Source organism: Crocinitomix algicola (assembly GCF_001661595.2).
Classification (GTDB): domain Bacteria; phylum Bacteroidota; class Bacteroidia; order Flavobacteriales_D; family Crocinitomicaceae; genus Crocinitomix; species Crocinitomix algicola.
Genome location: NZ_LYPF02000002.1, coordinates 115572 through 132062 on the forward strand (window position 1 = coordinate 115572; position 16491 = coordinate 132062).

The following is a 16491-nucleotide window of genomic DNA, read 5'->3' on the forward strand; positions in this document are numbered from 1 at the left end:
TTTAGTTTTTTAAGATTTTGATGGATTCAATGATTTGTTTTTGATTTAAAATGTTGATAAAGTATGGGGCTGGAGGAAATTCGACAAAATTTAATTCTGTAGTAGAGTTTTGAATTTCCTGCTCCACCAAAATTTGCCCTGAGAGCGTTGTGATTTGGTAACTTAAACCCGTTAAGTCGGTATCACCGATTTTGAGCACTACATTTTTCACAGCAGGGTTTGGGTAAACCTCTAGTTTTGCAATTTTAGAAGGTGTGATAGCTAAATCGGAAATGATATAAGCTTGTTGTACACCTTCGGAGCTATTTCCATTGTCACCTGAAAAATAGGAGTAAGCACATTGTCCAATTGTGTAACTAAAAGAACCTGATACACTCTCGACATTTTTACCCGAAGCACTAAAGGCGTCTTGCGCCATTAATGACCCGGCACTGAATAAAAGTCCAGTTGTTAATAAGTAGAAGCGTTTTTTCCGCATAAGTAGTATTTAAAGTTTTGTTTATGTAATTGTTAGGAAACGAATTAAATACGACTAAGGTTGCTTATACGCTACAAATTTTTAACTCGGGTATGGAATATAGGTCGAATCATTTGTCATCATTGGGAATGTTTTGGCCTTCCATGCTTCTTTTGCCCGATTTAGAATATTTTGATCACTCGCAACAAAATTCCAATCGATTATTCGAGGTTCGTTAAAGGGTTGCCCACCTAAAATGAATATTCTACTCCCCGCGTTTATTTGAATAGCACACTGATCGGTTGATTTAGCATACATTAAGTTTCCTGCTTCAATTTTTTCATCACACGCTTCAACGCTGCCTCGACTAACCAAAATTCCAATTTCCCCATGAAGTGCTTCAGCAAGATTAATTTGTTGTTTTGCTTCTGCCACAATTTCTACTAAAAACAATGGAGAATAAACTTTCAAAGGAGATGTTCTGCCAAAAGCTTGGCCAGCCAGGAGACGAAAAGTACTTTTCTCATCGGTCCAAGTAGGAATTTCATTTGATTTAAGGTGGTGAAATTCGGGTTCCATTTGTTCTTTCTCTTTAGGTAATGCAACCCAAATTTGATAACCATTCATTGTGTATGTCTGATTATGTAGATGTTCAGGTGTTCGCTCTGTATGCGTAACTCCACGACCGGCAACCATCCAATTGATGGCTCCTGGTTTAATAATTTGTGATGTTCCAATGCTATCTTCATGATGAACTTCGCCTTCTAATAAATAGGTTAGTGTTGCCAGTCCAATATGAGGGTGTTGATTTACTGACATTTCCTTATCACCTGACAAAGTTGTCGGTCCCATATGGTCTAAGAAGATGAATGGTCCTATCATTCGCTGTTTTCTAAAGGGTAGTAGTCTTCCCACTAAAAAATCTCCAATATCTCTCGTTCTTTCAGGAATTATTAAGGATTCATTTGACATCTTCGCTCATATTATATTCAAGTTAAAGTTATGAATTTCTTGGCTAAATTATCAAACCAAAACTTGTTGAACGACGTTAATCTTGAAAGAACAATTATTATGAGCAATATGCGAATCGTTGGAATTCTAGTCTTAACACTGGTTTTAATTTCTTGTAAAAAGAAGAATATCAAGGAGAACGAAACAATCGTGCCTTTCGACTTTTTATCAGGACAAACCTATAAGTCATTGACCATAGATTTGGTTTTTGTAGAAGGATTTGAACCAAATTCAACCGCTATTGCAAATCTTGAAGTTTTTTTAGAACAACGATTAAATAAGCCGGAGGGAATTTCTATTATTCAACGAGGAATCACATCCCCTGAAGAAGAAACTTATTCAGTTCAGGAAATAGAAGCTATTGAGAAAGACAAGCGAAAAAACTATACGAAAAAAGAAGAGTTGGCTGCGTTTATATTTTATGCTGATGCTGATTATGTGGAGAGTGGGGAGGATAGCAAAGTATTGGGGATAAAGTATGGACCAAGTTCTGTCGCATTATTTAAGTCATCAATTGATCAATTTTCGGGTGGGATAGGTCAGGTTTCTGAGGTTAAATTGGAAACAACCGTTTTAAAACATGAATTTGGACATTTAATGGGGTTAGTCAATATTGGAACGGATTTGGTAAATACTCACGAAGATTCAGATCATTCGGGCCATTGTGATAATCCTGACTGTTTGATGTACTACGCTACGGAAAATAGTAGTTTTGCAGAACTTTTATTGGGAGAGGACATTCCTGATTTGGATGAACAATGTATTCAAGATCTTCAAGCAAATGGTGGGAAATAAAAAACGCCTCTGATTTCTCAAAGGCGCTTCCTATCAACTGTTAACGGCTTATTTTGACCATTTATCTAATGAACCTTGGATATAAGGAATCCATCCACTTTCTTCTTTTTTAGCTAATTCTAAAGCTTTTTCAGCATCTTTAATTGCTTTTGCTTTATCTTCCATTGCCATGTGAATTTGAGCTCTAAGGAATAATAATTTATAACCTTCGCTTACTTTTAATCCTTTATTTACATGAACCATTGCCTGTTTGTTATCTCCCACAGACTTTAAATAATAGTTAGCTGCCTTGTAATAAACTTCATCTAACTTTTCACCTTTTTTAATCGCTTCTTTGATGTTCTTTTCAGCGATTTCAGAGGTAGCAACACTAAAAGGTATATCAACTCTTACATTTTCCCACGCAATTGTAATGGTTGCACCATTAGCACCAACATTAGAGAATCCCATTGTAAACGTTTCTGTTGTTGGGTTTTCTACAGCTTTTGCATCCACAGTAGCCACGTTTTTTGAAGCGTCATAATTACCTGTTCCCCATTGTTCAAGTACAGAGTTAAAAACAACTTTCCAAGCACCAGAAGCTGATGGAGTAGCAAATACAGCATAAGAACCAGCAGGTAAGTTTTGACCACCAATTTTAATGTCAGTTGATACTGTAAATTTTGTTGCAGCATTTGCTCCTAAACGCCATACTTCGTCATAGGCTACTAAATCACCAAAAATGGTTCTTCCTTTCATGCTTGGTCTAGAGTATTCAATACTTGCATTGGTTAATCCAACCACTTGTTCCACTTTAGAAGAAGGACTAGGAGCAGGTAGATCTTGCGCTTGACTCGCACTCACCATAAATCCTGCAGTTAAAAAAAGCAATAATTTTTTCATTTGATTTGTTTTTAATTGTTATTTGATTTTTGAATTGATTGAATCAGGTATGCACTCAGAATGACTAGCGCAGAACCAATCAAGTTGTAGAGTAAATAGCTGATTTCAATGACTTCATATACATTTAGTAAATGTACGATTAATACGACGATTTCGGCAATAATTGCACCGTAAAAAGTGGGTTTTCCTCCAATTTTTTTAAAGAAAAAAGCAATGAGAAAAACGCCCAAAATTGTTCCATAGAAAAGACTTCCTAAAATATTGACCAGTTCAATTAGGTTATCAAAAAGTCCCGCCGTTAGCGCAACGATAATAGCTAATACACCCCATCCAACTGTTAGCAGTTTACTCACCTTAAGATCTTTCTTTTCATCCTCGTCACCTTTGGACCAGAATTTTTTATAATAATCAATGGTTGTCGTTGAGGCAAGAGCATTTAATTCCCCAGCCGTAGAAGACATAGCTGCTGAAAATATCATCGCTAATAATAAACCAATTAGTCCTTTCGGTAAATAATTGAGCACAAAGTTTAGGAAGATATAATCGTGATCGGTTTTTTCGTAAGTTGGTTCAAGGTTTTGAAGTTTTGTTTTATACTCTTTTCTGAGACTGTCTTGCTCTGCCTGTAAGTGTTGCGCTTGCGTATAATCCGACTTTTCACCTTTGGTGATTGCTTGCAATTCAATCTGTTTTAGTTTATGAATAGCATCGTAGTTCGTCTCAATGGCTATCAAGTCTTCATGCTGCACCGCTTTTTCAATCGTTACGGATTCATTGAAAATGATTGGCGGTTTATTAAATTGGTAAGAAACGAAGACCATTATCCCTACAAACAAAATAAAGAACTGCATCGGAATTTTGAGAATCCCATTCATCATTAATCCCATTCGTGAGGCTTTTAAAGATTTGCCCCCCAAGTACCGTTGTACCTGCGATTGGTCTGTTCCAAAATAAGATAAAGAAAGAAAAAGTCCACCAAGTAAACCGTACCAAAGTGTATAATTCTCAGATGATTGTACGGATAAGTCAACGATTTCCATTTTGCCCATCTTTCCTGCAATTTCAACACCTTCTGCAATACCAACTTCATTTGGTAAAGTGTCTAAAACATAATAAAACGCGACGAACATGCCGAGCATAATTACTGCCATTTGCCATTTCTGGGTGATGGAAACAGCTCTTGAACCTCCAGAAACTGTGTAAACAATCACAAGCACCCCAATTACTAAGCAGGTTAACTGTAAATTCCAATCCAAAAGAGTTGACAAAATAATTGCAGGAGCAAAAATTGTAATTCCAGCAGATAATCCTCTTGAAAGTAAAAATAAGAGGGCTGTTAGTGATCGAACTTTAACGTCGAATCGTTGTTCTAAATATTGGTAGGCTGTGTAAACTTTTAATCGGTAGTAGATGGGGAGAAAAAAAACGGAAATTATAATCATTGCAAGAGGTAGTCCAAAATAAATTTGAATGAATCCCATTCCATCTTCATATGCTTGACCTGGTGTAGACAAAAAGGTAATGGCGCTTGCCTGTGTCGCCATTATGGATAAACCTATAGTTGCCCAATTTTCACTATTGTTCCCCTTTAAATATCCTTCAAGGTTACTATTTTTTCTCGTTTTCCAAGTTCCGTATAGTACAATACTAAGGAGAGTTAAAACTAAGATAGCCCAATCTATTCCACTCATATACTATAGGTATTAGAAATTATGATGAAAATGATGATTTGAATGGCAAGAAACATGATTAGTCCCCAATACCAATTTTTCCATTTTGTCGAATCTTGCTCTTCCATCTTAATAACTTAAAAGGTTAGCAAATAAACGATACGCACCTTCAACACCATTTGGTAATTCCCTAAAGAACGAAATTCCAGTGTAGATAAATCGCCCTTTTCCATGCGCAGTAACAATCAACCCTCCTTCTTGTGGTGTCTCACCCTTGTCGTGCCAAGAAATAAGGGGAGTATAATTTTCTTCGTAGTTTGAGGCAAAGTATAAACCTCTTTCTTGAACCCAATTCTTAAAATCTTCTGTGGTAATTTTATTCGGTTGATTAAAAATTGGATGTTCTGGAGCTAAAATATGAACGGCAGCATCTTCCTCTGTAACACGATTACGAGACAATTCAAATGGGGTTGGGCCAAATTTTTCTCCTGTAGGTCGGCGGGAAGCAGTATTGTATTGCATCACAACATTTCCTCCATTCTCAACATACTCAAATAGTTTTTGATCAAAATTGCGCAGTTCAGGATGCACATTATAAATACGAATACCTAAAACAACAGACTGATATTGACTTAAATTTACAGTTGATAAATCGTTGACTTCAAATTGGTCTACTTTAAACCCCAGCTGCTCTATTGCTTGTGCGACACCATCACCGGCGCCATTTATATAGGCTATTTTACCATCTTTAATTTTCGCATTTATAGGCACGCAAGTCAATTCCGCAGGTTTAAAAATAACTTGGGTTGGAATGTGGTCGTATGTAATTTCATTAAAAGTTGACAAAGATTTTCCGTCACTTCCTTTTAATATAAGTTGCCCTTTTTGACTGTTTTGTGTTGGAGTAAGCTTTATTTCTTGCCAAATTTCAGCATGTTTTGATGTTGCGTTAAATGAAAAACTCTGCGGCGAGACATTCCAGCCAGCCGGCGCTTCAAGTTTAATTTCATCGTTTATGCTTTCTTTGAAACTGTGGATCTTAAGTTTTATGGTTTTTGACTGATCTGGCTTTAGAATTATTGATTTTTGATCAAAGTTTACAGTATAATCCGGACTTGAGATTACTGGACGTTTTCGTTCTCCAAATGATGGATCACGCCATTTATAGATGACAGGAATATTCAATTTAAGTTCTTCACCATTTACAAAAATGGAAAGTTCTTCGCAAAAACTTGGGTCATTCTCTGCCTTACCTAAATCTTCTTTATTATCAACCGTAAACAAAGTGTTAAACTCATGTTTTAACCAATATGGTGTTGAAGCGGGTATGGTGTTTTTGATGGTGACTTGTTTTGTGATGACTTGATTCTCTGGCAGGTCAATAAGGATTTCTTGATTTCGAATTCCATTCAGTTTTACATCTAAACTACTGCGATTTAAAAGGTTGTAATTTAACACAATCTCTTCTCCATTTGGGTAAGCATAATCTTCTGTTGTTATGTCAATATACAATCCTAGACAATCGATGATTATTTGATTTAATTCCGCAATTTTACTTTGCTTATGCGCTTCAACTTTAGATGAAGGCAGGTTCAGTAACTCTTTCCTTAGTGCTAATAATTGCGGCACATTATTTTCGGGTTTTACAAAGTCAAAATTTGCCAATAACGCATTGAACCTATTCGCAAAATCATTAGAAACTAGATCTGACCAATTCGCTGTATTATTTTCAAAAAATGATTTTTTTAATTTTTTTCCGCCAAGATGCTCAAAGTACTCAATTAATGAGCCTCTTTCAACAATAGCTCCAAATCCTTGACATTTATGTTGACTTCTCGCTATTGTACCTATTTCATTATAAGATTGTCCTAATAAAGGATTGTATCCTCCTATTTCCTGCACTAAATAATTCGGATTATTCTTCGCCTTCTCACTCAAATCTTGATCCCACCATGTAGAAGAATTCCAGTAAATTGAACCTGTTTTCCAAGCGCCTAATTCAGCAACTTGATTGGGTATAAAATTAGGGTCTGCAGCTTTGTCAAAGGCCTCAATAGCTAACATTGCTGATGCTGTATGGTGCCCGTGTCCACCTCGCTTATCCGGTGGGAATCTTGTGATAATTACATCCGGTTTAAACTGGCGAATGACTAAAACTACATCTGATAAAATTTCATCTTTCCCCCATTTTTCAAAAGATTCTTCCGCCGATTTAGAATAGCCAAAGTCAACTGCACGGGTAAAGTATTGTCTGGCTCCATCCACGGAACGCGCAGCAAGTAGTTCTTGCGTGCGAAGTACTCCAAGGTCTTCGCTTAATTCATCTCCAATAAGGTTTTGACCTCCATCACCGCGAGTTAACGATAAATAGGCTGTTTCGGCCAATTCTCCATTAGACAAATAGGCTAATGCCCTTGTGTTTTCGTCATCTGGATGCGCAGCTATATATAATACCCGTTTTAAAGCGTGTACTTTTTGCAAATGATGATAAATCTCCGCAGTTGTTTTTTGAGCGAATAATGATCCAGTCAGTAAAAGAAAAAAAATAGCTAAACGATAGTTCATAGTTGTGTGTTGGAACACACAAAAATAGGTAGAATAAAATTTTAAAATGTTAAATATTTCTTAATAAGTAGTATGTCCTTAAAATGGTAAGTAGACGATAATAATTCGTTCAAAATGAAATTGAATTTTTCAAAATGAAAATATCATGTAGGTTTGGGAAGGAGCATGTGTTGATTGCAGTAGGTGTTTATGTTGTTGTTTTATAAGGGTTTGAAAGGTTGGTTTTCATCTGTTTCCTAATTGTGGCACAAGATTCGTCATACCCCAATCAGATTATAGTTTAGTAGGTTAGGTTTACAACTTTATAAACAAATAGGCTGAGTAAAGTAAAACTTAAGATGATTATAGTAGTGATTCATCATATAGTAGGTAATAGTTTTACTCCGAAAGCATAGAGTTTATAAAGTGGCAGATGATAGAGCAACTCACTGGTAATTTATCAGGCGATTAATACCGAAGGAAAGCAAACCAATAAATTGCTGGCTGGGTTCCTCTCATCTTCTGCTGAATTAAAAACAAAAATGAATTTTAGTTCTCAGAACGGTAAAAAGATAATTCGATTATTAATTGCCTTTGGACTGGTAATAGCGATACTCGCTTTTTATTGGAAAAAAGAACTGATACTGAATTGGAGCTTGTTGATTTTTGTTTTTCTCTTAACACTAAACTTTATAATTGAATTGAATAAAAACAATAAAAATTAAAATCGTAGAAAAATGAAAAAATTAGGAATAATCGGCGTGTTTGGAATAGCTTTATTCACTTTTAGTTGTGCTGAATCTAATGACGATTTAGCGCAAGAATTAACATCCCTTGAACCACAAGAAGAGTTTGATAAAATGGCTTATCAAGATTCTATTCAACAGTCTTTTTTGGCAGTACTTGATGAAATTGAAACAGATTTGAGTAAAATTCGGTCTAAAGAAGGTGTGATTACAATTGACCCTGATAATCCAGACGAATTAAACGTGACTCAGAAAGATCGGATTGTGAGAGAAATTCAAATGATTAACACCTTATTGGAGAATAACCGAGATAAGGTGGGAGAGCTCGAATCACGATTGAGAAGGTATAAAATTAAGAACAAAGACTTTGAAAAGATGCTCGCTGAAACAAACGAAAAACTGGAGGAGCAATATATGAGCATCGAGTCGCTAAAGGAAGATCTTGCAGCAAAAGAAATCGATATTATGGACTTAAATGTGCGTTTAACAGAATTACAACTTGATACTGCGATGATGACCGATAAAATTATTCAATTGACCGAAGAAAATCATACTGCTTACTATGCGATGGGGTCTTACAAAGAGTTAAAAGAAAATAAAGTGGCTGAACGTGAAGGTGGAATTTTAGGAATTGGTGGAACAAAAAATTTGTCAGATGATGTAAATGAGGATTATTTTACAGCCATCAATATTTTTGAACAAACAACAATCCCTTTACATTCTGATAAAGCAACTATCCTTACGGAGCATGCATCAAATTCGTATCAAATAATTGAAGGTGATGATGAAAATAAATTGCTGTCCATTACAAATCCAGATGAATTTTGGAAAACAAATAAATACCTTGTAGTAGAAACTAGATAGACGCGTTTCATTACAATTTTCAAAGTAATTCGCCCGAATTGATTTTATCAGTTCGGGTGTTTTATTTGCTGTAGTTGGATGCTATTTAATGGTGTTTTTAGTCGATTTTCGTTGAAGTTTCTTCCTTTGTTCATAGAAAAAAAGGGATTCGAACAGTAGAATAGAGAGAAATCATAAAAAAGGGGTTAAATTTGCAGCACAGTATAAATCGCTTAAGAAAACCGCATGTATAAAGTGTTGAATAAAGTATTTTCAATGGCCTTAATGGGGCTATTTTTACTCCTTTTTTTTGGGGCTATAGGTTGGGCAACTTTTGTTGAGAACGATTATGGAACCCCGGTTGCTCAAAAGCTCATCTATAAAGCATGGTGGTTCGAAGGTATTCTATGGTATTTATCACTTTCCTTGATTTTTAATATTTATCGCTATAAACTTTTGCAAAAAGCTAAAATAGGATCGTTAATCTTTCATGTTTCATTTTTGGTAATAATTCTTGGTGCATGGGTAACACGAACGACTGGATTTGAAGGTGCAATGATTATACGAGAGGGTGGTTCTTCAAATGTATTAATTAGTACTGATACTTATTTGCAGATCAAAGTTCATGACCTGGAAAAGCAATACGTTTATGATGCTCCAGTAATTTTAGATGGATATACAAAAAATGAGTTCCATCATGAATTCGAATTCCCCGGTCAAAATGAGGAGGTCTCGCTTGAATTGATTGATTTAAAAGAGTCAATTGTAGATACCCTAGTGCGTGTTGGAAAATCGAAAGGTTCACCATTTTTAGATGTCGTAACTGTTGGGCAAGGTGGGAGACAAGAAAATTACATAAAAGGTGGTGAGTTTATTATCGATAATGGTACTAAAATCGCCTTCAATACAGACGAATACTCAGATGCCGTTTCTATTTTCTCAACAGACTCTGGAATGTACGTAAAAACGCCATTTGAGTTAAACTGGTTTCAAATGAGGGATTCTACAACCGGTATTATTGCCCGAGATTCGGTACAACCGTTTCAGTCAATGCGTCTTTATTCAGTAGGCGCTTCACAGTTTATGTACCGAAGTTTTTATCCGTCTGCCGCTTTTGAGTACGTTGAAAGTCCTTCAGCTTCAAGGGATATGAAGGCAGTAACCATGAAAGTGAAACAAGGCAATAAAGAAAAAGAAGTTGTTTTAGTAGGTAGCAAAGGCATGCGACCAGAACATGTTAAGTTTCAATTGGGTGATTTACATTACGAATTAGCTTATGGCTCTAAATTAATTCAATTGCCATTTTCTGTTTATCTTGAAGATTTTGTGATGGAAAGATACGTAGGAACTGAGAGTCCGTCTTCTTTTTCAAGTCACGTTGTAGTTGTAGATCTCGAGAACAATGTTGAGATGCCCTATCATATCTACATGAATCATGTACTAGATTATGGAGGTTATCGATTCTTCCAATCGAATTATGAAGAAGATGAAAAAGGAACAATTCTTTCTGTCAATCATGATGCTCCTGGAACCTATATTACTTATTTAGGTTATCTACTATTGACAATTGGTTTTATTGTCAACTTATTACAACCTGGTGCTCGATACCGTTTTTTATTAAGAAAAACCGCCGAAGTTAGGCGTAAAAGAGAGGCAATGACTGCCGTGGCGCTTTTGATTGGCTTTTTATTTTCGTCCTCTAGTTTTGCGCAAGAACCTGCCGAGAATATTATGGACAAATCTGTTCTTGCCGATGGGGGAGAAATGCAAGTGATTGATCCAAATCATGCAGAAAAATTTGGAAGATTAGTCGTGCAAGGTGCGAATGGACGATTCCAACCTGTTCACACAATGGCAAATGATTTTTTGAAGAAAATTCATCGTGGTACGAATTATGAAGGTCAGAATGCGCTGCAAGTTTTCTTAGGTTTCCATACTAATCCTTTCTTATGGAATTTTGAACCGATTATTTATGTTTCTGGTCAACCTGTGCGAGATAAGTTAAACTTAAAAGGTAAATATGCTTCGTTTTACGATTGTTTAAGCCTCGATTTTAAGTACTTATTAGCGGATGACGTCTCAATTGCACAGCGAAAAAAGCCGGCCGAAAGAAACCAATACGATAAAGATATTCTTAAAACCGATGAGCGGTTTAATGTATTGTACGGAATGACCTCTGGTCTTTATCTAAAGATTATTCCCCTACCGAATGATGAAGCAGGAAATTGGTATTCGCCTTATGATCAAAGCCATCCTTTTTTAGGAGAGGATAAAGAGTTTATCGAAATGATTGTGCCTCTTTACGCGGCAGCTGTGCGACATGCACATGAAAATAACGATTGGTCAAAAGCTGATGATGTCGTGAGGTTAATTGATACTTTTCAACGTAGAGTTGTTGCTCCGGATGATATTCCTTCAAAAGACCTTATTGATATCGAGATAACCTACAATAAAATGGATGTATTCAAAAATTTAAATTATATCTATTTGATTCTTGGCATTCTTTTGTTGATATTTAATTTTATCGAATTATTTAATCCAAAATTCAAAGTCAATAAAATTATCAGAGTTGGTTTTTATTTGATGCTTTTTTTCGCTATAATTCATGGAATAGGACTGGGTATGCGCTGGTATATTTCAGGTCATGCACCTTGGAGTAACGGATACGAGGCTGTTGTATTTATAGGCTTTGTTACGGTGTTGGCGGGATTAATTTTTTCTAAAAATTCAAAAATTGTTCTAGGTGCAACTGGAATTTTAGCTTGGTTAATGTTGTTTGTCGCGCATATGAATGCTATGGATCCTCAAATTTCGAATCTTGTTCCTGTATTAAAATCTTACTGGTTAATGATTCATGTTGCGATTATAACAGGAAGCTATGCTTTCCTTGGTTTGGGAGCAATATTAGGATTAATTAGTCTTTGTATAAATTTAGGGCTTACAAATCAAAATAAAAAGCGCTTAACCCTTGTGACTAAAGAACTAACTTATGTGACTGAGTTGACGCTAATGATTGGTTTATTCATGCTGACAATAGGTACTTTTTTAGGTGGCGTTTGGGCCAATGAGAGTTGGGGCCGTTATTGGGGATGGGATGCAAAAGAAACTTGGGCCCTTGCTTCAATTTTATTATACGCGATTGTAATGCATTTCCGTTTCATTCCAGGATTAAAAGGACAATTTGTTTTTAACGCAGCATCATTGTGGGCTTATTCGAGTATTATCATGACTTTCTTTGGTGTAAATTATTATTTAGATGGTTTACATTCGTACGCACAAGGAGACCCTGTTCCAATTCCTAATTGGGTTCCTGTTACTATTGGTTTGTTGGCGGTTTTAACGGTGGTTTCAGGGTTGAGGTGGAAACAAATGAGGAGAAATAAAAGCGTCTAAAGAATCGTAAATAATTGGTTTCAGAAGGCTTTTCATTAAATTAGGGCTTGAAAAGAGAAACCAATTAAATGAAGACTTATCAAAGTGTCGATGCGAAGTCTGGTGAAAAATTACCAGGTCATTTTGAATTATTTCAACTTGAAGATGTCAATCAATTAGTGGATGATGCTTATACTGCTTATGAGCAGTTTAAACAGATTGCAGCCATCCAAAGAGCAAAATTTTTAAGGTGCATTGCAGTTGAAATTATGGCGCTCGGAGATGAATTATTGATAAGAGCTTCTCAGGAGACGGCACTCAGTATTTCACGCTTGAAATCAGAAAGAAGCAGAACAATTAATCAATTGAATATGTTTGCGGATTTGGTTGAAAAGGGGGAGTGGGTTGATGCCACCTTGGACGTAAAGAACAACTCTTCACAAGGTTCAATCAATATTCGTAAACAACTAGAACCAATAGGACCTATTGCGGTTTTTGGTGCAAGTAATTTTCCATTTGCTTATTCAGCAGCAGGAGGGGATACGGCTTCGGCACTTGCAGCTGGATGTTCTGTGATTGTAAAAGCGCATCCTGCTCATGCGGGGGCAAGTCAACTTGTGGCAAATGCAATCCAAAAATCAATAGCTCAATGTGAATTGCCTAACAAAGTTTATCAACATGTTCATGATATCGGTCACGAAATTGGGCAGGCTTTAGTTCTAAACTCTAAAATTGCTGCAGTTGGTTTTACAGGATCTTTTAAAGGAGGCAAAGCATTGTTTGATCTTGCTAATCAAAGGAATATTCCAATTCCTGTATTTGCGGAAATGGGTAGTGTTAATCCTGTATTATTGCTCCCGCAAGCGCTGTCTGAAAAAAAAGATTATTGGGCTGAAAAGTATGCCGATTCCATTACTTTGGGTATGGGGCAGTTTTGCACTAACCCCGGAATTCTTTTGGGAATTGAAGGGGAAGACTTAGTGGATTTTACTGGCTTGTTGGTAGCGAAAATCAAAGATGTCCAACCGGACTTCATGCTACATGAAGGGATTTCTAAAGCTTTTCACGAAGGACTTGAGATGAGAAAAAGGATGAGTCGAACAACAGTTTATGAAGGGGATAATACAAACTTAAAATGTGCAACACCAAGTGTGACGGTGGTTTCAGGAGATTCGTTCTTGAAACATTCATCATTGTCTGAAGAACTTTTTGGGCCTACAACGGTGGTTGTCCAGTGTGCGGATAAGTCTGAACTCCGAAAATGTATTGAAGTTGTCCAAGGTCAATTGACAGGAACTATTATTGCTTCAGGCGAAGATTTTAAAAATTTTAAACAAGAATATTTATTGTTGAAACAAGGAGTAGGCCGTATTATTTTTAATGGCGTTTCAACCGGAGTGGAAGTTATTAGTGCCATGCATCACGGTGGTCCGTTTCCAGCCACCACTGACGCTCGATATTCTGCAGTGGGACCTGATGCGATCAAACGATTTGCCAGACCAGTTGCGTATCAAAATTTTCCAAATGAACATTTACCAATAGCACTAAAAGATACAAACCAACTAAACATCTATCGTAAAATAAACGGAAGTATAACGAAAGCTGATTTAAATTAATAAAGTAAATAAATTCGATATGAAATGGTTGACTTTATACATCGCTTCTTTGCCATTTTTAATTTGGTCACAATTTAATGATATGAAACAATTTTACAAATTAGGAGATTCAACAATAGAATTTTACATACATCATTCTCAAGTTGAACAGGATTTTATATTTTTAAATCTTCATGAAGATGAATCTACAAGTATTGAAGCGCTGCACCACGTAATAGGATTACATGATTTCTCTTTTTTTTATCTTCAGCACGCTAAAACAAGAAGGATAAACTTTAGTCTTGAAGGGAAACAATTTGATATTGATCCTAACAGAATTTTCACAAAAAAGGGGGTGAAAAAAACATTAAAGGAAGGAGCAGGTAAATCGCGTAAAGCTGTAAAAGAGGTGCAAGGATTAACCAATTCAATTCTTAATTTCTTACCTCCTGGGAAAACGGTAATTGCTGTGCATAATAATACTGATGTCAATTACTCCATCAAGAGTTATTTACCCGAAGGTGATGAAGCTCAAAATACAGCTCAAATATTTATAAATGAAGAAATGGATCCAGATGATTTCATTTATACGACCCATTTGCCCTTTTATGAAGCGTTCAAAAAACGTAAAATTAATGTCATCTTACAAGATAATACAGGCTTTGTTAATGATGGTTCACTGTCCGTATATTGCGGAATGAATAATGTGCCATATATTAACATCGAAACACAAAAAGGTCACTTTAAAGAGCAAGTTGCATTAATTAATATTGTTTTGGAGGTCTTAAAGGAAAAATAAATCAATAATAAATCGCAAGCCGAATTTTAAGTTAGTTTTGTTTCGCAAATTTTAGTAAGGTGAAAAAGAGCTCTGCAATATTATTTATTTTTATAACTGTTTTGGTAGATATGATTGGGATTGGTCTAATCATTCCTATCATACCTTCGCTACTTAAAGACATTACCGGAGAAACTACGGCACATGTTGCAGTAATTGGGGGCTACTTGATGACGGCTTATGCAGGAGTTCAATTTCTTTTTGCTCCAGTTTTAGGACAATTAAGTGATCGTTTTGGAAGAAAACCAGTTTTATTATTCTCACTATTCGGTTTGGGGTTGGACTATGTCATTCATGCATTCGCTCCAACCTTAGCTTGGCTTTTTTTAGGCAGAATAATAGGAGGCATGTTTGGAGCTAGTCATACAGTGGCTTTCGCTTATATAGCGGACATCAGTACGAAGGAAAATAAAGCTAAAAACTTTGGATTAATCGGAGCTGCGTTTGGATTAGGATTTGTAATCGGTCCTGGTATCGGAGGAGTTTTGGGAGAAGCCTTTGGTCCACGTTCTCCTTTTATTCTGGCGGCTATTTTTTCCTTGCTAAATCTACTGTTTGGGTTGTTTTTCGTGAAAGAATCATTACCAAAAGAAAAAAGAAGGAAAATAGATTACTCTAAAATGATTCCATTTGTTGCCTTTGCAAAACTGTCACGTTATAAGGCCGTTCTTGGTTTTATTTTAGCCTTTGCTATGGTGCAATTTGCTGGACAAGTAATGCCATCAACATGGACTTATTTTACGGAAGCTACTTTTGGTTGGGATGAATCGGACAATGGATGGAGTTTGATGCTGGTCGGATTATTGGTAAGCCTTGTTCAAGCGGTTTTAACTGGACGCTTGGTTAAAAAATATGGGAATAAAAAAGTTATTATTTTGGGATTTATGGGGTGGATCATTGGTTTGATAAGCATTGCTTTTGCCAACTCTACTCTTATTTTGTTGTTGGCATTGTTCCCATATATTATTGGAGGAATTGCTGGGCCAACAATACAAGGAGTGGTATCAAATCATGTTGATGATTCTGAACAAGGTAATCTTCAAGGTGTTTTAGCTAGTTTTGGAAGTCTTGCAGCTGTTATTATGCCGTTGATTTTTACACGACTTTTTGAGTTCGGAGCAAAAGGGAATTCCGCTTATTATTTTCCGGGTGCACCTTATTTTCTGGGAGGGCTTCTAGTAATTGGAGGGCTTTTTATAGTGTTGAAAGCTTTAGCGAATAAAACACCTAAAGATGAAGAAATGCTAAACGTAAATGAAACAATTATAGATGATGGACTTATACAGGGCTAGTTATATAACGTTTTTAACATTAGGGTTGTTGGTCGGATGTGCGAACAATAACGAAGGGCATGATTCAGATGTACTGGTCGAGAACGAAATACAGGGTTATGAATTCACTTCAGACGATGAATTAGGGTATTATTTTCGGGAACAAGTCAGTGAACAGCAAGTTATAATAGAAGCTGAAGTATTCAAAATATTGCCTGATGATAATAAGGGGTCTCGGCATCAAAAATTTTTGGTTGAATTAAATTCTGGTCAGACTTTACTTGTTGCACATAATATTGATTTAGCTCCACGCGTTTCTAAATTGAGAGTAGGAGAATTTTTAATCATTCATGGACAATACGAATGGAATGAAAATGGGGGAGTTATTCACTGGACACATCACGATCCCGATGGAGACCATGTTGGTGGCTGGATTGAACGTGATGGAATTCGATTTGAATAATCAA

Annotated in this window: 12 protein-coding genes; 7 read left to right on the forward strand and 5 right to left on the reverse strand. The window is 36.1% G+C overall.

The features are described from left to right. Position 1 precedes the first annotated feature (1 nt). Positions 2 to 478 carry a T9SS type A sorting domain-containing protein gene (locus A8143_RS02175; protein ID WP_066755592.1) on the reverse strand — a complete coding sequence of 159 codons (477 nt, stop codon included), beginning with the start codon at positions 476 to 478 and terminating at the stop codon, positions 2 to 4. Positions 479 to 559: 81 nt separating this feature from the next. After that, on the reverse strand, positions 560 to 1429 hold the full coding sequence (locus A8143_RS02180; protein WP_066755595.1) for a pirin family protein: 870 nt from the start codon (positions 1427 to 1429) through the stop codon (positions 560 to 562). 99 nt (positions 1430 to 1528) lie between these two features. On the opposite strand from A8143_RS02180, the gene A8143_RS02185 reads away from it, so the two are divergent. Beyond that, positions 1529 to 2263 carry a zinc metalloprotease gene (locus A8143_RS02185; protein WP_217494776.1) on the forward strand — a complete coding sequence of 245 codons (735 nt, stop codon included), beginning with the start codon at positions 1529 to 1531 and terminating at the stop codon, positions 2261 to 2263. A 48-nt stretch (positions 2264 to 2311) separates the two neighbouring features. On the opposite strand, the gene A8143_RS02190 is transcribed toward A8143_RS02185, so the two are convergent. The 3 genes from A8143_RS02190 to A8143_RS02200 form a co-directional block, all read right to left on the reverse strand. Then, positions 2312 to 3145, reverse strand: coding sequence for a DUF2911 domain-containing protein (locus tag A8143_RS02190; protein WP_066755605.1), 834 nt, complete (start codon positions 3143 to 3145; stop codon positions 2312 to 2314). Positions 3146 to 3156: 11 nt separating this feature from the next. Continuing rightward, on the reverse strand, positions 3157 to 4836 hold the full coding sequence (locus tag A8143_RS02195; RefSeq protein ID WP_066755608.1) for a sodium:solute symporter: 1680 nt from the start codon (positions 4834 to 4836) through the stop codon (positions 3157 to 3159). A 108-nt stretch (positions 4837 to 4944) separates the two neighbouring features. Continuing rightward, positions 4945 to 7380, reverse strand: coding sequence for a PIG-L family deacetylase (locus tag A8143_RS02200; protein WP_066755611.1), 2436 nt, complete (start codon positions 7378 to 7380; stop codon positions 4945 to 4947). Between the two features lie 716 nt (positions 7381 to 8096). On the opposite strand from A8143_RS02200, the gene A8143_RS02205 reads away from it, so the two are divergent. From A8143_RS02205 to A8143_RS02230, 6 genes are all read left to right on the forward strand, one after another. Then, entirely contained in the window at positions 8097 to 8969 is an 873-nt protein-coding gene (locus tag A8143_RS02205) for a Cbp1 family collagen-binding glycoprotein adhesin (protein ID WP_066755617.1), read from the forward strand. Between the two features lie 225 nt (positions 8970 to 9194). Then, positions 9195 to 12341 (forward strand): cytochrome c biogenesis protein, encoded by a 3147-nt coding sequence (ccsA, locus tag A8143_RS02210; RefSeq protein WP_066755620.1) that lies wholly within the window; start codon positions 9195 to 9197, stop codon positions 12339 to 12341. Between the two features lie 68 nt (positions 12342 to 12409). Next, positions 12410 to 13936, forward strand: coding sequence for an aldehyde dehydrogenase (NADP(+)) (locus A8143_RS02215; RefSeq protein WP_066755622.1), 1527 nt, complete (start codon positions 12410 to 12412; stop codon positions 13934 to 13936). Positions 13937 to 13955: 19 nt separating this feature from the next. After that, a complete protein-coding gene (locus A8143_RS02220) occupies positions 13956 to 14714 on the forward strand; it encodes a hypothetical protein (RefSeq protein ID WP_066755624.1) in 759 nt (252 codons plus the stop codon). Between the two features lie 59 nt (positions 14715 to 14773). After that, a complete protein-coding gene (locus A8143_RS02225) occupies positions 14774 to 16045 on the forward strand; it encodes a TCR/Tet family MFS transporter (RefSeq protein WP_083261179.1) in 1272 nt (423 codons plus the stop codon). After that, a complete protein-coding gene (locus tag A8143_RS02230; protein WP_066755630.1) occupies positions 16023 to 16487 on the forward strand; it encodes a DUF3465 domain-containing protein in 465 nt (154 codons plus the stop codon). The genes A8143_RS02225 and A8143_RS02230 overlap by 23 nt, the downstream gene beginning before the upstream one ends. Positions 16488 to 16491: the final 4 nt, after the last annotated feature.

What these genes read in the sequence shown, in the direction of transcription:
- A8143_RS02185 (WP_217494776.1), top strand. Translation starts at nt 1,529, where the DNA reads ATGAGCAATATGCGAATCGTTGGAATTCTAGTCTTAACACTGGTTTTA.
- A8143_RS02200 (WP_066755611.1), bottom strand. Translation starts at nt 7,380, where the DNA reads ATGAACTATCGTTTAGCTATTTTTTTTCTTTTACTGACTGGATCATTA.
- A8143_RS02220 (WP_066755624.1), top strand. Translation starts at nt 13,956, where the DNA reads ATGAAATGGTTGACTTTATACATCGCTTCTTTGCCATTTTTAATTTGG.
- A8143_RS02180 (WP_066755595.1), bottom strand. Translation starts at nt 1,429, where the DNA reads ATGTCAAATGAATCCTTAATAATTCCTGAAAGAACGAGAGATATTGGA.
- A8143_RS02190 (WP_066755605.1), bottom strand. Translation starts at nt 3,145, where the DNA reads ATGAAAAAATTATTGCTTTTTTTAACTGCAGGATTTATGGTGAGTGCG.
- A8143_RS02195 (WP_066755608.1), bottom strand. Translation starts at nt 4,836, where the DNA reads ATGAGTGGAATAGATTGGGCTATCTTAGTTTTAACTCTCCTTAGTATT.
- ccsA (WP_066755620.1), top strand. Translation starts at nt 9,195, where the DNA reads ATGTATAAAGTGTTGAATAAAGTATTTTCAATGGCCTTAATGGGGCTA.
- A8143_RS02215 (WP_066755622.1), top strand. Translation starts at nt 12,410, where the DNA reads ATGAAGACTTATCAAAGTGTCGATGCGAAGTCTGGTGAAAAATTACCA.
- A8143_RS02175 (WP_066755592.1), bottom strand. Translation starts at nt 478, where the DNA reads ATGCGGAAAAAACGCTTCTACTTATTAACAACTGGACTTTTATTCAGT.
- A8143_RS02230 (WP_066755630.1), top strand. Translation starts at nt 16,023, where the DNA reads ATGATGGACTTATACAGGGCTAGTTATATAACGTTTTTAACATTAGGG.
- A8143_RS02205 (WP_066755617.1), top strand. Translation starts at nt 8,097, where the DNA reads ATGAAAAAATTAGGAATAATCGGCGTGTTTGGAATAGCTTTATTCACT.